The organism is Diaphorobacter sp. B2A2W2 (genome assembly GCF_056730635.1).
Map to the genome: position 1 here is coordinate 64,016 of NZ_JBWZOR010000006.1, position 15,343 is coordinate 79,358.

At 69.7% G+C, this 15,343-nt stretch carries 13 protein-coding genes; 10 read left to right on the plus strand and 3 right to left on the minus strand.

The window, feature by feature from the left end; all coding sequences use genetic code 11:
* Nucleotides 1-26 precede the first annotated feature (26 nt).
* The 3 genes from AC1PPL_RS11855 to AC1PPL_RS11865 are packed head-to-tail and all read left to right on the plus strand — an operon-like array spanning nucleotide 27 to nucleotide 3,136.
* Nucleotides 27-1,286 (plus strand): ABC transporter substrate-binding protein, encoded by a 1,260-nt coding sequence (locus tag AC1PPL_RS11855; RefSeq protein WP_287740255.1) that lies wholly within the window; start codon nucleotides 27-29, stop codon nucleotides 1,284-1,286.
* Nucleotides 1,283-2,404, plus strand: a complete 1,122-nt coding sequence (locus AC1PPL_RS11860; protein WP_287740256.1) for an SDR family oxidoreductase — start codon at nucleotides 1,283-1,285, stop codon at nucleotides 2,402-2,404. Before AC1PPL_RS11855 ends, AC1PPL_RS11860 begins: the two co-directional genes overlap by 4 nt.
* Nucleotides 2,405-2,464: 60 nt before the next feature.
* Nucleotides 2,465-3,136, plus strand: a complete 672-nt coding sequence (locus AC1PPL_RS11865; protein ID WP_479973323.1) for a histidine phosphatase family protein — start codon at nucleotides 2,465-2,467, stop codon at nucleotides 3,134-3,136.
* 65 nt (nucleotides 3,137-3,201) lie between these two features.
* Here the strand turns inward: AC1PPL_RS11865 and AC1PPL_RS11870 are convergent, their stop codons facing one another.
* A complete protein-coding gene (locus tag AC1PPL_RS11870; RefSeq protein ID WP_479973324.1) occupies nucleotides 3,202-4,029 on the minus strand; it encodes a creatininase family protein in 828 nt (275 codons plus the stop codon).
* 50 nt (nucleotides 4,030-4,079) lie between these two features.
* Between AC1PPL_RS11870 and AC1PPL_RS11875 the strand changes: the two genes are divergently transcribed.
* Together AC1PPL_RS11875 and AC1PPL_RS11880 are read left to right on the plus strand one after the other, a co-directional pair.
* Nucleotides 4,080-4,832 (plus strand): alanyl-tRNA editing protein, encoded by a 753-nt coding sequence (locus AC1PPL_RS11875; protein ID WP_479973325.1) that lies wholly within the window; start codon nucleotides 4,080-4,082, stop codon nucleotides 4,830-4,832.
* Between the two features lie 52 nt (nucleotides 4,833-4,884).
* Nucleotides 4,885-7,101 carry a protein-disulfide reductase DsbD family protein gene (locus AC1PPL_RS11880; RefSeq protein ID WP_479973326.1) on the plus strand — a complete coding sequence of 739 codons (2,217 nt, stop codon included), beginning with the start codon at nucleotides 4,885-4,887 and terminating at the stop codon, nucleotides 7,099-7,101.
* On the opposite strand, the gene AC1PPL_RS11885 is transcribed toward AC1PPL_RS11880, so the two are convergent.
* Nucleotides 7,102-8,148 (minus strand): formylglycine-generating enzyme family protein, encoded by a 1,047-nt coding sequence (locus AC1PPL_RS11885; RefSeq protein ID WP_479973327.1) that lies wholly within the window; start codon nucleotides 8,146-8,148, stop codon nucleotides 7,102-7,104.
* Between the two features lie 181 nt (nucleotides 8,149-8,329).
* On the opposite strand from AC1PPL_RS11885, the gene nhaA reads away from it, so the two are divergent.
* From nhaA to AC1PPL_RS11900, 3 genes are read left to right on the plus strand one after another with little or no spacing between them, the layout of a single operon-like run.
* Nucleotides 8,330-9,571 (plus strand): Na+/H+ antiporter NhaA, encoded by a 1,242-nt coding sequence (gene nhaA / locus AC1PPL_RS11890; RefSeq protein ID WP_479973328.1) that lies wholly within the window; start codon nucleotides 8,330-8,332, stop codon nucleotides 9,569-9,571.
* Nucleotides 9,572-9,620: 49 nt separating this feature from the next.
* Nucleotides 9,621-10,136, plus strand: a complete 516-nt coding sequence (locus AC1PPL_RS11895; protein WP_270174375.1) for a CoA-binding protein — start codon at nucleotides 9,621-9,623, stop codon at nucleotides 10,134-10,136.
* 54 nt (nucleotides 10,137-10,190) lie between these two features.
* Entirely contained in the window at nucleotides 10,191-11,516 is a 1,326-nt protein-coding gene (locus AC1PPL_RS11900; protein ID WP_479973329.1) for an O-acetylhomoserine aminocarboxypropyltransferase/cysteine synthase family protein, read from the plus strand.
* A 52-nt stretch (nucleotides 11,517-11,568) separates the two neighbouring features.
* Here the strand turns inward: AC1PPL_RS11900 and AC1PPL_RS11905 are convergent, their stop codons facing one another.
* Complete coding sequence (locus AC1PPL_RS11905) at nucleotides 11,569-12,552, minus strand: TerC family protein (protein WP_015914391.1); 984 nt, start codon at nucleotides 12,550-12,552, stop codon at nucleotides 11,569-11,571.
* A gap of 125 nt (nucleotides 12,553-12,677) precedes the next feature.
* On the opposite strand from AC1PPL_RS11905, the gene AC1PPL_RS11910 reads away from it, so the two are divergent.
* Both AC1PPL_RS11910 and hemE read left to right on the plus strand, forming a co-directional pair.
* Entirely contained in the window at nucleotides 12,678-13,604 is a 927-nt protein-coding gene (locus AC1PPL_RS11910; RefSeq protein WP_479973330.1) for a LysR family transcriptional regulator, read from the plus strand.
* A 101-nt stretch (nucleotides 13,605-13,705) separates the two neighbouring features.
* The gene (hemE, locus tag AC1PPL_RS11915) at nucleotides 13,706-14,818 is read left to right on the plus strand and encodes a uroporphyrinogen decarboxylase (protein WP_287802318.1); all 1,113 of its coding nucleotides are present in this window, start codon (nucleotides 13,706-13,708) and stop codon (nucleotides 14,816-14,818) included.
* Nucleotides 14,819-15,343: the final 525 nt, after the last annotated feature.

Consider the following 15,343-nt stretch of genomic DNA (forward strand, 5'->3'; position numbering starts at 1 on the left):
AACACACACCAACCAAGGAGACAACCATGAACCGCCCCGTCCACCTCACTCCGCGTCCCCTGACCCGCGCCTGCCGCGCGCTGTGCACGGGACTTGCCCTGCTGGCCGCCACGGCCACCGTCACCGCCCAGGGCATGGCAATTTCTGACGACGTGGTGCGCCTGGGCATCCTCACCGACCTGAACGGTCCGTTCGCCGACATCACCGGCCCAGGCAGCGCCGCCGCCATCCAGATGGCCATCGACGACTTCGGCGGCAAGGTAGCGGGCAAGAAGATCGAACTGGTGGTGGCCGATCACCAGAACAAGGCCGACATCGCCTCCAGCAAGGCGCGCGAGTGGTTCGATACCGGCAAGGTGGACGCCATCATGGACGTGGCCGTCTCCGCGCCGGCGCTGGCGGTGCTGGAGGTGGCCAAGCAAAAGCAGAAGGTCGTCATCTTCAACGGCCCCGGCCTGGACCGCCTCACGGGCGACCTGTGCATGCCCAGCACCGTGCACTACGTGTACGACACCTACGCCCTGGCCAACGTGACGGCCAGCGCCATCACCGCACGCGGCGGAAAGGACTGGTTCTTCATCACCGCCGACTACGCCTTCGGCCACAGCCTGCAGGAGCAGGCCAGCGCCGTCGTCACGGCCCAGGGCGGCAAGGTGCTGGGCGCGGCCCGCCACCCGATCGCTGCGACCGACTTCGCCTCGTTCCTGATCAGCGCGCAGAACAGCAAGGCCCAGGTCGTCGGCCTGGCCAACGCGGGGGGCGATACGGTGAACACCATCAAGGCCGCGCGCGAGTTCGGCCTGACCACGGGCAAGAACAAACAGACCCTGGCCGGCCTGCTCATGTACATCAACGACATCCACGCCATCGGCCTGCGCACCGCCGGCGGCCTGATGCTGACCGAGGGCTTCTACTGGGACATGAATGACGAGACGCGCGCCTGGTCCAAGCGCTACTTCGAGAAGATGAAGAAGATGCCCAACATGAGCCAGGCGGGCGCCTATTCCTCGACCATGCATTACCTGAAGGCCGTGCAGGCCGCCAAGACCGACGACACGGCCCAGGTCATGGCCAAGATGAAGGCCACGCCTATCAACGACTTCTTCGCCAAGAACGGCCGCATCCGCGAGGACGGCCGCATGGTGCATGACATGTACCTGTTCGAGGTCAAGTCGCAGGCCGAGTCCAAGTACCCGTGGGACTACTACAAGCTCGTGGCCACGGTGCCCGGCGACAAGGCCTTCCTGCCACTGTCGCAGTCCAAGTGCCCCCTGGTGAAGAAATGACGAACACCGTACTCGTCGTGGGCGCCACCGGCGTTGTGGGCCAGGCCTGCCTGCGCCACTTCGCCGCCCTGCCCGGCTGGCGCGCCGTGGGCGTGGCGCGCCGCGCCATCGCCCTGCCCGCGGGCGCCACCGCGCTGCAGCTGGACCTGCAGGACGCAGCGGCCTGCCAGGCTGCGCTGGGCGCGCGGGACGACATCACCCATGTGGTCTATGCCGCCGTGTACGAGCAGCCCGGGGGCCTCGTGGGCGGCTGGCGCGACCAGGAGCAGATGCGCATCAACCTGCAAATGCTGCGCAACGTGGTCGAGCCGCTGGACCGCCCGGGCGGTGCGCTGCGCCATGTGACCATCATGCAGGGCGGCAAGGCCTACGGCGTGCACATCCACCCGCAGATCGCCGTGCCCGCACGCGAACGCTGGCCGCGCGACCCCCACGAGAACTTCTACTGGCTGCAGGAGGACTTCCTGCGCGAGCGCCAGGCCAAGGGCCCGTGGCACTTCACCATCATGCGCCCGCGCATCGTGTTCGGCGACGCGGCGGGCAGCAACATGAACCCCATCCCGGCCATCGGCGTCTATGCCTGGCTGCGCCATGAACAGGGCCTGCCGCTGGCCTACCCCGGCGGCCCGGCGCGCGTGAACCAAGCCATCGACGCCGACCTGATCGCCCAGGCCTGCGCCTGGGCTGCCAAGTCGCCCAACGCACGCAACGAAACCTTCAACCTGGAAAACGGCGACGTGTTCGTCTGGCAGAACGTTTGGCCCACCATCGCCGACGCGCTGGGCATGCCCGTGGGCGAGCCCGAGCCCCAGTCGCTGGCCACCGCGCTGGCCGACCAGCAGCCCGCGTGGGAGCGCCTGGTGGACAAGTACCAGTTGGCGGCGCCGCGCGATCTGACCGCCTTCATCGGCCAGGGCGCAGCGTATGCCGACTTCCAGATGAACCAGGGCAGGGCCGCCCCGCTGCCACCGGTGATCATGAGTTCGGTGAAGATCCGCCAGGCGGGCTTTCATGCGTGCATGGACACCGAGGATATGTTCCGCAAATGGTTCGGCCAGTTGCAGCAGCGCCGCCTGCTGCCCACGGCGGCGCAGGCGCGGGCGGCGCTTGCCGCCTAGCGCGCCGCCGGTCGCAGCCGCGACAAGCGCGCGGCTGCGGCCTCGCCACAATTCCAGACCATGGGAACCCTCTACCTCGTGCGCCACGGCCAGGCCTCGTTTGGCGCGGACGACTATGACCAGCTCAGCCCGCGCGGCCATGAGCAGGCGGTGCGCCTGGGCGCGTACTGGCGCGAGCGCGGGCTGCAGTTCGATGCGGTGCTGTGCGGCACGCTACGGCGCCATGCGCAGACGCTGCAAGGCATTCAGCAAGGGCTGGAGGGCACGCCCGAGCCCCTGCTGATGCCGGGACTCAACGAATACGACAGCCATGCGCTGATCCACTGCGTGCATCCCATGCCGTTGCCGCGTCCCGACACGCCCGAGTTGTACAAGCAGCACTTTCGCCTGCTGTGCGATGCCATGGCGCAGTGGATGGCGGGCACCATCAGCCCGGCGGGCATGCCCTGCTGGGACGATTTCTCTGGCGGGGTGCGCGCCGCGCTGGACCATGTGCGGCGCCAGCACACGGGGCACAACGTGCTGCTGGTCTCCAGCGGCGGGCCCATCGCCGCCGCCGTGGGCGAGGTGCTCTGCACCCCGCCCGAGGTCACGATCGCGCTGAACATGCGCATCTGCAACAGCGCGGTCACGGAGTTCAGCATCAGCCCCAAACGCCTGATGCTGCAGACCTTCAACACGCTGCCGCACCTGGACACGCCCGAACACCGCGACTGGGCAACGCACGCCTGAGAACGTTTGCTATTGAAAAGTGAGCTGTTAGCGCTTGATGGAAAAGCGCTAGAGCCGATTTTTGCTTAAATTTTTGCCACCGTCTCGGGCGGCAGCGCATGCAGCTCGCCCAGCAACTGGGCCAGCCCCCTTGCGGCAGCCTGCACCATGGCCTGTCCCTGGGTGGCAGTGGCAGCCGCGGCATTGCCAACGGCGCCCGCGGGGTTGTAGTCCTCGATGGCCCAGCCCATCTTGGCGCTCTTGCCGTTGCCCAGCAGCCCGTAGCGCGCCGCGCGGTCCTGCGAGGTCGAGTGGAAGTGCTGCGCATGCTCCATGCGCACGGTGGCGGGCGACAGGTGCAGCATCATGGACGTCTCGATCTCGCCGCCGTGGATGCCGAAGCGGTGCTCCTGCGCAGCAACACGTGCGTTGGTGGCCTCGTCCACCAGGTTGAACCAGCTGCTGCCGTACACCAGCAACCCGTGGCGCTGGCGCAGCTCGCGCGCCACGATGTCCATGGCCGCCACGTTGCCCCCGTGGCCGTTGAGCAGCAGGAGCTTCCTCACCCCCGCGCGCGCGATGCAGGCGCCCAGCTCGGTCCACAGGGCGATCAGCGTGGCGGGCGACAGCGTGAGCGTGCCGGGGTAAGACAGGTGCTCGGTGGACAGGCCCACGTTCTGCGGCGGCAGCAGCAGCACGGGCAGATCGGCGGGCAGCAAGGGCAGCGCAGCGTCGATCACACCGGCCAGCAGCGTGGCATCGACCGACAGCGGCAGGTGCGGCCCATGCTGCTCGACGGCGGCCACGGGCAGCACCGCCACGGTCTGCGCGGCCAGGCCCGAGGCCTGCGCCTGGGCAAAGTCGCGGGCGGACAGATCGGCCCAAAAGCGGGAGGGATATCGCATGCGGGCCATCTTAGAGCCTGTCCGCGCACTCCTGGGCGGACGCTCTACCATTGCCCACCATGACCCACGACCTTTTCCGCGCCGACAGCTACCTGCGCGAATGCAGCGCCACCGTCACCGCTCTCACGCCCGAAGGTGGCGTGGTGCTGGACCGCACCGTGTTCTACCCGCTGGGCGGCGGCCAGGCGGGCGATGCCGGCGTGTTGCTGCGCCCCGATGGCACGGCACTGGCCATCGCCGACACGCGCAAGGGCAAGGACGCCGAGGGGCGGCCCACCGCGGACATCGTGCATGTGCCCGCACCAGGCCAGGCGCTCGGCCTGGCGGTGGGCGATGCGGTCACGGCGCGCATCGACTGGGAGCGCCGCCACCGGCTGATGCGCTTTCACACCACCACGCACCTGCTGTGCCACATCGTCGCGCAGCCGGTGAACGGCTGCTCGATTACGCCCGACTACGCGCGCCTGGACTTCCACATGGACGGCGCGCTGGACAAGGACGCGCTCACCGCCGCCATCGCGCGCCTGGTGGCGCAAGACCATGCGGTGACCATCGGCGCGATCAGCGACGCGGCACTGGACGCCAACCCGCAGCTCGTCAAGAGCATGAGCGTGCAGCCCCCGCGCGGCACCGGCACGGTGCGCACGGTGCGCGTGGGCGGCGCCCGCGATGGCGACGCCGCGCAGATCGACCTGCAGCCCTGCGGCGGCACGCATGTGGCGCGCACCGGCGAGATCGGCGCCGTGGTGGTCACCAAGATCGAGAAAAAGGGCGCCATGTCGCGCCGCGTGGTGCTGGGCTTGGGCGCCTGAACGCCAGCCCCCAAGGAACCAAACCCCGTCCCCGCCGCTCCCACCCTGCGCCATGTCCTGCCTTCGCCGCTTGCAGCGCTCCCTGCACACTCTTTTTTTCATAGCTGCTTGCGCTTTATCCACGGGCGCCATCGGCCAAATTCAACTCAAGACAACCGCCGCCGCGGGCAGCAGCAGCGTCGTCACGCCGCATGTGCGCGCCGAGCTGGTGGCCCAGGCACCCGACGGCGTGGGCCCGGGCAAGCCGCTGTGGCTGGGCCTGTCGATCACGCACCAGCCCGAGTGGCACACCTACTGGAAGAACCCGGGCGACTCCGGCCTGCCCACGCAACTGGACTGGCAGCTGCCAGCGGGCATCGACGCGGGCGAGGTCGCCTGGCCCGTGCCCAAGAAGATTCCGCTGGGCAACCTGGCCAACTACGGCTACGAGGGCACGGTGCTGTTGCCCGTGCCCATGACTGTCTCCCCAGCATTCAACCCCGGCCCGCTGGCCAAGGAAGCGACCTTCCAGCTCAAGGCCTCGTGGCTGGTGTGCCGCCAGGAATGCATCCCCGAGGAGGGCAGCTTCACGCTGCAATTGCCCTTGCGCGGTACGACGGCGTTGCATGCCGCCGCGTTCGATGCCGCCGCCGCGGCCCACCCGCGCGATCTGCCGGCTCTAGGCGGCAGCAGCGCACAGGTCGAGGGCGACGCCGTGCTGCTGCGCGTGGCCGGCCTACCCCCGGCGCTGCAGGGCCAGACGCTGGAGGTGTTCCCCGAGACCACGGGCGTGGTGGAGACCGCCGCCACGCCCACGCAGCAGTGGGACGGCGCGGTGTGGACCGCGCGCCTGCCGCTGTCGCCCCAGCGCAGCGACGGGCCCGTGCCGATGCCGGTGGTGCTGGCCCATGGCGGCCAGGGCTGGCGTGCCGAGCTGCCCGTGCCGGGCGGCTGGCCCGCCGTGGCGGCACTGAAGGGCATGTCGCCCGCGCTGGAGGCCGCGCTGAAAGCCAACGCCGCCAATGCCGCCGCGCCCACGGCGCCCGCCGCTGCGACACCCGCGCCGCTGGGCACCTGGCTGGCCGCTCTGGCCGGCGCGCTGCTGGGCGGGCTGATCCTGAACCTCATGCCCTGCGTGTTCCCGGTGCTGGCGATCAAGGTGGTGGGCTTTGCGCGCCATGCGCAGAACCAGCGCGCCCACCGTATCGGCGGGCTGGCCTACACCGCGGGCGTGGTGCTGTCGTTCCTGCTGCTGGGCGCGCTGATGCTGGGCCTGCGCACCGCGGGCGAAGCCGTGGGCTGGGGCTTTCAGCTGCAGTCACCGGCGGTGGTGGCGTCGCTGGCCGCGCTGTTCACGCTGATCGGATTGAACCTGGCGGGCGTCTTCGAGTTCGGGCGCATGCTGCCCTCGTCGCTGGCGGGCCTGCAGGCGCGCCACCCCGTGCTGGATGCCTTCCTGACCGGCGTGCTCGCCGTGGCCGTGGCCTCGCCGTGCACGGCGCCGTTCATGGGCGCGTCGCTGGGCCTCACGGCCACGCTGCCCGCGGGGCAGGCACTGTCCATCTTCGCGGCGCTGGGCCTGGGCCTGGCCCTGCCGTACCTGCTGGCCAGCTGGCTGCCCGCGTTTGCCCGCCTGCTGCCGCGGCCGGGCGCGTGGATGGACACGCTGCGCCGCCTGCTGGCGTTCCCGATGTTCGCCACCGTGGTGTGGCTGGTGTGGGTGCTGGGCCAGCAAAGCGGCATCAACGGTGCGGCGGCGCTGCTGGCGCTGCTGGTGGCGCTCAGCATGGCCGTGTGGGCGCTCACGCTGCGCGGGGCCACGCGGGCTGTTCTCGCTCCTCTTTCAATAGCTGCTTGCGCTTGGCTGGTATGGCTTTGGGGCCCAAAGATCATTGAACTGGACAGTGCACCCATTGCCGCAGCCTCCGCCCCCAGCGGCGTGGCCGGCGTGACCTCCTGGCAGTCCTGGCGCCCTGGCTTGGCCGACGAGCTGGTGGCCCAGGGCCGCCCGGTGTTCGTGGACTACACGGCCGCCTGGTGCGTAACCTGCCAGTACAACAAGAACACCACGCTGGCCAGCGCTGCGGTGCTGCAGGACTTTGCAACGAAGAACGTGGCCCTGCTGCGCGCCGACTGGACGCGGCGCGACCCCGCCATCACCGCCGCGCTGGCACAGCTCGGCCGCAGCGGCGTGCCGGTCTATGTGCTGCATGCGCCGGGCAAGGCGCCGGTGGTGTTCTCCGAGATCCTGGGCGAGTCGGAACTGCGCGCCGCCGTGTCCGCGCTCTGATCACCGCCGCGCGCCGCGTGGCCGTGGCGATTGCGGCGGGTCGATCTCGCGCACCAGGCGCAGGCCCACCAGGGTGTAGCGCGTCTGGGGCGTGTTCCAGTTGCGGAACCCACAGCGCGCGTACAGCGGCCATGTGTGCCAGGAACCGCCGCGGCGCACGCGCACCTGGCCGGTGGCCGGGCCCTGCGGATCGTCCCGCGGGGAGTGCGCATAGCCCTCCTCGGCATACCAGTCCGACACCCATTCCCACACGTTGCCCAGCATGTCGTGCACGCCGAAGGCGTTGGGCGCGTAGCGGCCCACGGGCGCGGTGAACGCATGCCCGTCGTGCCCCGGCGCGGCCTGGGGCCGCCAGCGCGGCCAGTAGGGCGCGGCATCCTCGTCGAACACGTTCGCGTGGCGCGCCAGAGCGGCCGGGTCGTCGCCATGCGGGTAGCGCGTGCGCGTGCCCGCGCGGCAGGCGTATTCCCACTCGGCTTCGGTGGGCAGGCGGTAGCGGTGGCCCTCGGTGGCGCTGAGCCACGCGGCCAGCGCATGCGCGTCGTGCCAGGTGATGTTGACCACCGGGTGGTCGTCGCCCTGGGCGAAGCCGGGGTTGCGCCAGGAATAGCGCGGGTCGCGCCCCTCGAATGCGTCGCCGCGCGCGCTGGCGGCGGGGTCGTAGGCCGGGTTGTAGCCGTAGCCGCCCGTGCCGTCGGCCTCGGACTCGGGCACGTAGCCGGAGGCCTGCACGAAGCGGCGGAACTGCCCCACCGTCACCTCCGTCTGCCCCAGGTAGAAGGCGCGCGTGATGCGCACGGTATGGGCGGGCGCCTCGTCGGCCAACTGCTCAAACCGCCAGCGCTCCAGCGTCGGGTAGGCACGGGCCAGCGCGTCGACGGGCTCGCTGCTGCCCATGCGGAAGCTGCCCGGCGCGATGCGCACGAAGGGCATGCCCAGCGCATTCACCCAGAGGGTCGGCGCGGCCGGCTGCGCCTGCGCCGCGCTGGCGGCCAGGACAAGCGCCAAACAGACGCCTTGCAAAGCGGCAGAGGTGGCACGGACCATCGCAAACTCCTGGGCATGCGAAAAAAGCCAGTGTAGGACCGGGGCATTGCGCGGGCACGCTGGGCGCGGCTTCCTATACTGCCCGCGGGTGTCCACCGCATGGGGCGGCAGGGCAGGATTGTTGCAGCGCAGGTCGGGCCGCCTGTGCACCACGGGCCGCAGCATGCGGCTCCGCCTGTCCATGACCGACCGCCTTACCCCGCGGCGCGCTGCGCCGCGCCAGCCCGCCCTGCTTCCCCTGGCCGACCGCTGCACCGCCCTGCTCTCGCGCCTGTCGCATGCCGATGCCGCAGGCGGCATCGTGCTGCTGATCGCGGCCGCCGCCGCGCTGGCCTGGGCCAATTCACCCTGGGCCGCCAGCTACCACGCACTGTGGCACGTGCCGCTGTCGGTCGCCGTGGGCGGCTGGCAGCTCACGCAGTCGCTGCATTTCTGGGTGAACGATGCGCTGATGACGGTGTTCTTCCTCGTGGTGGGGCTGGAGATCCGGCGCGAACTGCACGACGGCGCCCTGGCCCGGCCGCGCGATGCGCTGCTGCCCGTGCTGGCCGCGCTGGGCGGCGTGGCCGTGCCGGCGCTGCTGTACCTGGCGCTGGTGCCGCCCGCGTTGCGCAGCGGCTGGGCCGTGCCGACCGCCACCGACATCGCCTTCGCGGTGGGCGTGCTGGCCCTGCTGGGGCGCGGCCTGCCGCCGGTGCTGCGGGTGTTCCTTCTCACGCTGGCCATCATCGACGACCTGGTGGCCGTGCTCATCATCGCGCTGTTCTACTCGGGCGGGCTGCAGTGGCCGATGTTCGGCATCGCCGCGCTGGGCCTGGTGGGCGTGCTGCTGCAGCAGCAGCTGGGTGTGCGCCGCGCCTGGGCCTATGTGCCGGCCGGCGCGGTGCTGTGGTGGGGCATCTGGCAAACGGGCGCCCACCCCACGCTGGCCGGCGTGGTGCTGGGCCTGGTGACGCCGGTGCACGCACTGGCCGGGCGCGAGCCCGCGCCCCCGGTGCAGCGCGTGCAGGCCAGCCTGCACCCGTGGGTGACCTTTGGCGTGATGCCGCTGTTTGCGCTGGCCAATGCGGGCGTGGCTCTAGGTGGCGCGCAGCTGGCGGCGCCGGGCGCCGGCCTGCTCATGGCCGCGGTGGCCCTGGCGCTGGTGGCCGGCAAGCCGCTGGGCGTGCTGCTGGCCTGCTGGCTGGCGGTGCGCCTGCGCCTGTGCGCCCTGCCCGCGGGCATGGGCTGGGGCGGGCTGCTGCTGACCGGGCTGCTGGCGGGCATCGGCTTCACCATGGCGATCTTCATCGCCACCCTGGCGTTCGACAGCGCCGCGCTGCTGGACGCCGCCAAGCGCGGCGTGCTGCTGGCCTCGGGCCTGGCGGCGTTGCTGGGACTGGCGTGGGGGTGGTGGCTCCAGCGCCGCGCCACGACCGCCTGAGGGGTGGCGCGGATACCCGAGGGCCCACGGCTGTGCATACTCTGCCGCCATGCTCCGCACACCCGACACCATCAGCACTTTGCGTGACGTGCTCACGCAGTGCCACACCATCGCCGTGGTGGGCCTGTCGCCGCAATGGCACCGGCCCAGCCACTTTGCCGCCAAGTACATGCAGGCGCACGGCTACCGCGTGATTCCTGTGAACCCGCTGGTCGCGCGCGAAGGCGGTCAGATCCTGGGCGAGACCGCCTACGCCAGCGTGACCGAGGCCTCCGCCGCGCTGGCCGCGCAGGGCGCGCGCATCGATATGGTGGATTGCTTTCGCAAGAGCGAGGACATCCCGCCGCTGGCGGCTGAAGCCATCGCGGTGGGCGCGCAATGCCTGTGGCTGCAGCTGGGCGTGTTCAACGAGGCCGCCGGCGCGCAGGCCGAGGCCGCGGGCCTGCGCGTGATCCAGAACCGCTGCGTGAAGATCGAGCACGCACGCCTGTTCGGCGGCCTGGGCTGGATGGGCGTGAACACCCAGGTGATCTCGTCCAAGCGCCTGCGCAAGCTCCCATATTGATAGCTGCTAGCGCTTGATGGATAAGCGCTAGAGGCCTATTTTACCCATAACACCATGACCGCATCCACCCCACCCGGCTCTGGAGCCGACCGTGCCTTCGGCTTCGGCACGCGCGCCATCCACGCCGGCGCCCAGCCCGACCCCGTGACCGGCGCGCGCGCCACGCCCATCCACCAGACCACGAGCTTCGTCTTCGACGACGCCGAACACGCCAGCAGCCTGTTCAACCTGCAGACCTTCGGCAACGTCTACAGCCGCATCAGCAACCCCACGGTCGCCGTGTTCGAGGAGCGCATGGCCAGCCTGGAGGGCGGCCGCGCGGCCCTCGCCTGCGCCAGCGGCATGGCTGCGCAGATGGCGGCGCTGCTGGCCATCCTGAAGGCCGGCGACCACATCGTGGCCGCCAGCACGCTCTATGGCGGCACGGTGGGGCAGCTGGGCGTGGGTTTCAGCCGCCTGGGCATCGAGACGACCTTCGTCGACCCGTCCGACCCCGAGAACTTCACCCGCGCCATGCGCCCGAACACGCGCGCCGTGTACGGCGAGACCATCGGCAACCCGCTGGTCAACGTGCTCGACATCGCGGCGATTGCGGAGGTGGCCCACGCCCACGGCGTGCCGCTGGTCATCGACAACACCGTGGCCAGCCCCTACCTGTGCAACCCGCTGGCCCTGGGTGCCGACATCGTGGTGCACAGTGCCACCAAGTACATCGGCGGCCACGGCACCACCATGGGTGGCGTGGTGGTGGAGGGCGGCACATTCCCCTGGGACAACGGCCACTTCCCCGAGATGGTGGAGCCCAGCCGCGCCTACCACGGCGTGAAGTTCTACGAGACCTTTGGCGACTTCGGCTACACCATGAAGGCGCGCATGGAGGTCAACCGCACCTTCGGCGGCGTACTCTCGCCCCTCAACGCCTGGCTGCTGCTGCAGGGCGCCGAGACGCTGCACCTGCGCATGCGCGAGCATTGCCGCAACGCGCTGGCCGTCGCGCGGTTCCTGCAGCAGCACCCGCAGGTGGCCTGGGTCAACTACCCGGGCCTGCCGGACTCGCCGTACTACGCGCTGGCGCAAAAACAGTTCCGCGCGGTGGATGGCAGCCCCGGCGCCTCGGGCATCCTGACCTTCGGCGTGAAGGGCGGCGCCGCGGCGGGCGAGCGGTTCATCGACGCCTGCGAGTTCTTGAGCCACCTGGCCAACATCGGCGACGCGAAGACGCTGGTGATCCATCCCGCCTCCACCACGCACCGCCAGCTCAACGAGGAAGAGCTGGCCCGCGCCGGCGTGCGCGCGGACATGGTGCGCCTGAGCGTGGGCATCGAGGAGCTGGACGACATCCTCTGGGACATCGACCAGGCCCTGGCACGCACGCGCTGAACCGGACCACCCACGGCCAGGGTCACGCCCGACCGGGGGCGCGCAGGGCAGGTCAGCGCTTGCCCGGCAGTGGGGGCGCGGGGCGCGCCGCGCTCCCCCCCGAGCCGCGCAGCGACAGCACGATGGAGCCGGCAATCAGCGTCGCCGTGACCAGCAGCGCGTAGCCGATGGGAATCTTCACCAGGTCGATCAGCAGCATCTTGGTGCCGATGAACACCAGCACCAGCGCCAGGCCATAGGCCAGCAGGTGGAACCGGTTGGCCAGGTCGGCCAGCAGGAAGTACAGCGCGCGCAGGCCCAGGATGGCGAACACGTTGGCCGTGAGCACGATGAACGGGTCGCTGGTGATGGCGAAGATGGCGGGGATGCTGTCCACCGCGAAGATGATGTCGGTGGTGCCGATCAGCACCAGCACCACGAACAGCGGGGTGTAGTGCTTGACGCCGTCGATCATGGTGGAGAGCTTCTCTCCGTCGAACCGGTCGGTGATGCGCATGCGCTGGCGCAGCAGCTTGAGCACCGGGTTGGTCGCGATGTCGGGCTCCTGCCCCGCGGCCAACCACATCTTGATGCCGGTGACCACGAGGAACGCGCCAAACACGTACAGCAGCCAGTGGAACGTGGCCAGCAGCCACGCACCCGCCAGGATCAGCAGCGTGCGCAGCACGATGGCGCCGATGATGCCGATGATGAGGGCGCGCTTTTGGTATTGCGGCGGCACGGCAAAGTAGCTGAACAGCATCAGGAACACGAAGATGTTGTCCACCGACAGGCTCTTTTCGACGAGGTAGCCGGTGATGAACTGCATCGACACCGTGTTGGCCACGTCGCGGCCCTGGCTGCCGTCCAGGTACCACCACAGCAGTCCCACGAACACGAATGCCAGCGCAAACCACAGCAGGCTCCAGCGCGCGGCCTCGCCCATCGTCACCCGGTGCGCGCCCTGGCGCTCCATCACCAGCAGGTCCACGGCGATCGCCACGACCACAAAGGCGGCGAAGCCCGCCCACATCCACCAAGTGCCTATCGTTTCCATGCGTCCTTCTCCAATGGGGTTGTACTGACGGGCCCACCGCCCGAGGGGTGCAATGTAGGAGGCGCGTGGATTCCAAAAAACCTGCCTTATCGGTACTATTACTTCGGTTTTTACGAAGTAACTCCATGAGCCAGAGCTTCAACTACCGCCACCTGTACTACTTCTGGGTCGTCGCCAAGGAGGGCGGCATGGCACGGGCCGCCGAGCGGCTGGACATGGCGGTGCAGACCATCAGCGCACAGGTGCGCGAGCTGGAGAAGTCCCTGGGGGTGAGCCTGCTGCGCGCCGAGGGCCGCAACCTCATGCTGACCGAGGCCGGCGTGGCCGCGCTGCACGAGGCCGACCACATCTTCGCGCTGGGCGAGCAGCTGCCCCAGCGCGTGCGCGAGGCCGCCTCGGGCCCCACACTGCGCCTGAACCTGGGCATCTCCGACGGCATTGTCAAACTGGCGGTGCACCGGCTGCTCACCCCCGTGCTGGACGAGCCCCACCTGCGCCTGCTGTGCCACGAGGGGGAATTCCAGCCCCTGCTGGGCGAGTTGGCGCTGCACAAGCTGCACGCGGTACTGGCCGACCGCCCCGCCCCGCCCAACCCGGCGCTGCGCACCACCAGCCAGTTGCTGGGCACCAGCGCCATTGGCTGGTATGCCCCGCCGCTGTGGGCGCAGGCCGCGCGCCACGCATTCCCGCGCAGCCTGGCGGTCGTCCCCGTGCTGCTGCCCACCGAGCACGCCGCGCTGCGCGCGCGCATCGACCACTGGCTGGAACGCGAGCGCATCCGCCCGCGCATTGCAGGGGAATTCGAGGACAGCGCCCTGCTCAGCACCTTCGCTGCCACCGGCATGGGCGTGATGCCCGCGCCCGAGACCCTGGGCGCGCACCTGGAGCAGACCCATGGCCTCGTGCCCGTGGGCACCACCCCTGAGGTGCATGAGCAGTTCCACCTGATCTACAGCGCCCGCAAGGTGATGCACCCGCTGCTGACCCGGCTGCTGGAGGCCGGAGCCGATGGGACGCTGTGGAACCCGGACCCCACCCGTTCCCCCGTCTGAGGAGACGGCGCATCGTCCTGCAGCGCCCCTTTTCTTGATCTGAGGCAAGCCCGCGGGGCTTGCCCAAGGCCTGCGGGAGCCGGCCTGCGACAATCGCGCGCATGAGCTTCGCCCCCCTCCAGAACGACACCTTCCTGCGGGCCTGCCGTCGTCAGGCCACCGACTACACGCCCCTGTGGCTGATGCGCCAGGCGGGCCGCTACCTGCCCGAATACAAGGCCACGCGCGCCAAGGCCGGCAGCTTCATGGGCCTGGCCACGAACGTGGAGTACGCCACCGAGGTGACGCTGCAGCCGCTGGAGCGCTTCCCGCTGGACGCGGCCATCCTGTTCAGCGACATCCTCACCGTGCCCGACGCCATGGGCCTGGGCCTGTCGTTCGCCGAGGGCGAAGGCCCGCGCTTTGCCAAGGCGGTGCGCGACGAGGCCGACGTGGCCGCGCTGGCCGTGCCCGACCTGGACAAGCTGCGCTATGTGTTCGACGCCGTCACCAGCATCCGCCGCGCGCTGAACGGCCGTGTGCCGCTGATCGGCTTCTCGGGCAGCCCCTGGACGCTGGCCTGCTACATGGTCGAGGGCAAGGGCAGCGACGACTACCGCCTCGTCAAGACGCTGATGTACAGCCGCCCGGACCTGATGCACCGCATCCTGGCGGTGAATGCGGACGCCGTGGCCGCGTACCTGAATGCCCAGATCGACGCCGGCGCCCAGGCCGTGATGGTCTTCGACAGCTGGGGCGGCGTGCTGGCCGACGGGTGCTTCCAGGACTTCAGCCTGGAATACACCCGGCGCGTGCTGGCGCAGCTCAAGCGCACCGGCGTGGACGGGCAGGATGTGCCGCGCATCGTCTTCACCAAGGGCGGCGGCATCTGGCTCGACGACATGAAGGACATCGACTGCGAGGTGCTCGGCCTGGACTGGACGGCCCACCTGGGCAAGGCGCGCGCCATCGTCGGCGGGCAGGTGGGCGGCCCCGGCAAGGCGCTGCAGGGCAACATCGACCCGAACGTGCTGTTTGCCCCGCCCGAGGCCGTGGCCGCGCAGGTGCGGGGCGTGCTCGACAGCTTCGGCACACCCCACACCGACAAGACCACCACCGGCCCCACGCACATCTTCAACCTGGGCCACGGCATCAGCCAGTTCACCCCGCCCGAACACGTGGCCGCGCTGGTGGAAGCCGTGCATGGCTATTCACGCAGCCTGCGGCAGCGGTGAATGCCTACTTACCAGGGCTGCTGCGCCGGCATGACTTATTCACACTGCGGCAGCCGCATCCGGCGTGCCGCGCGGCCCGCAGTGAGCAGCGCAACAACCGGCAACAAATCACTCAGAACCTCGTAAGTGGTTGATTCATATGAAAGTCCTGCGCCTGCCGATTTTGTGGGCACCCTAAGCAAACCACGGCCAGACAAGGGCTTTCGGGCGGCCCACCCGGGATATCAACAAAGTTATCCACAGAAAATCTGAACTTCCTGTGTTTCCCTCGTAAAATCAAGCACTTGCCGCACGAAGTGAAGGAAAAGTCCCACAGTGGCTGCGGCGCCTACCACATCCGGGGGATGCTCTTCCCTATTGACAGCGCCAGTTGTTCACATGCTGGCAACTGCGGCCCCCTGCGCAGAGCGTCGCCCGACAACCGCTACGGCACTTTTTGCGGCGCAGCAAAGAACGTTGATTCATAAGCTTTTTTGCATCGCGCCGTCTACAAATCCGCTAGCGCGCAGTCCAGCAGGGGCGCGC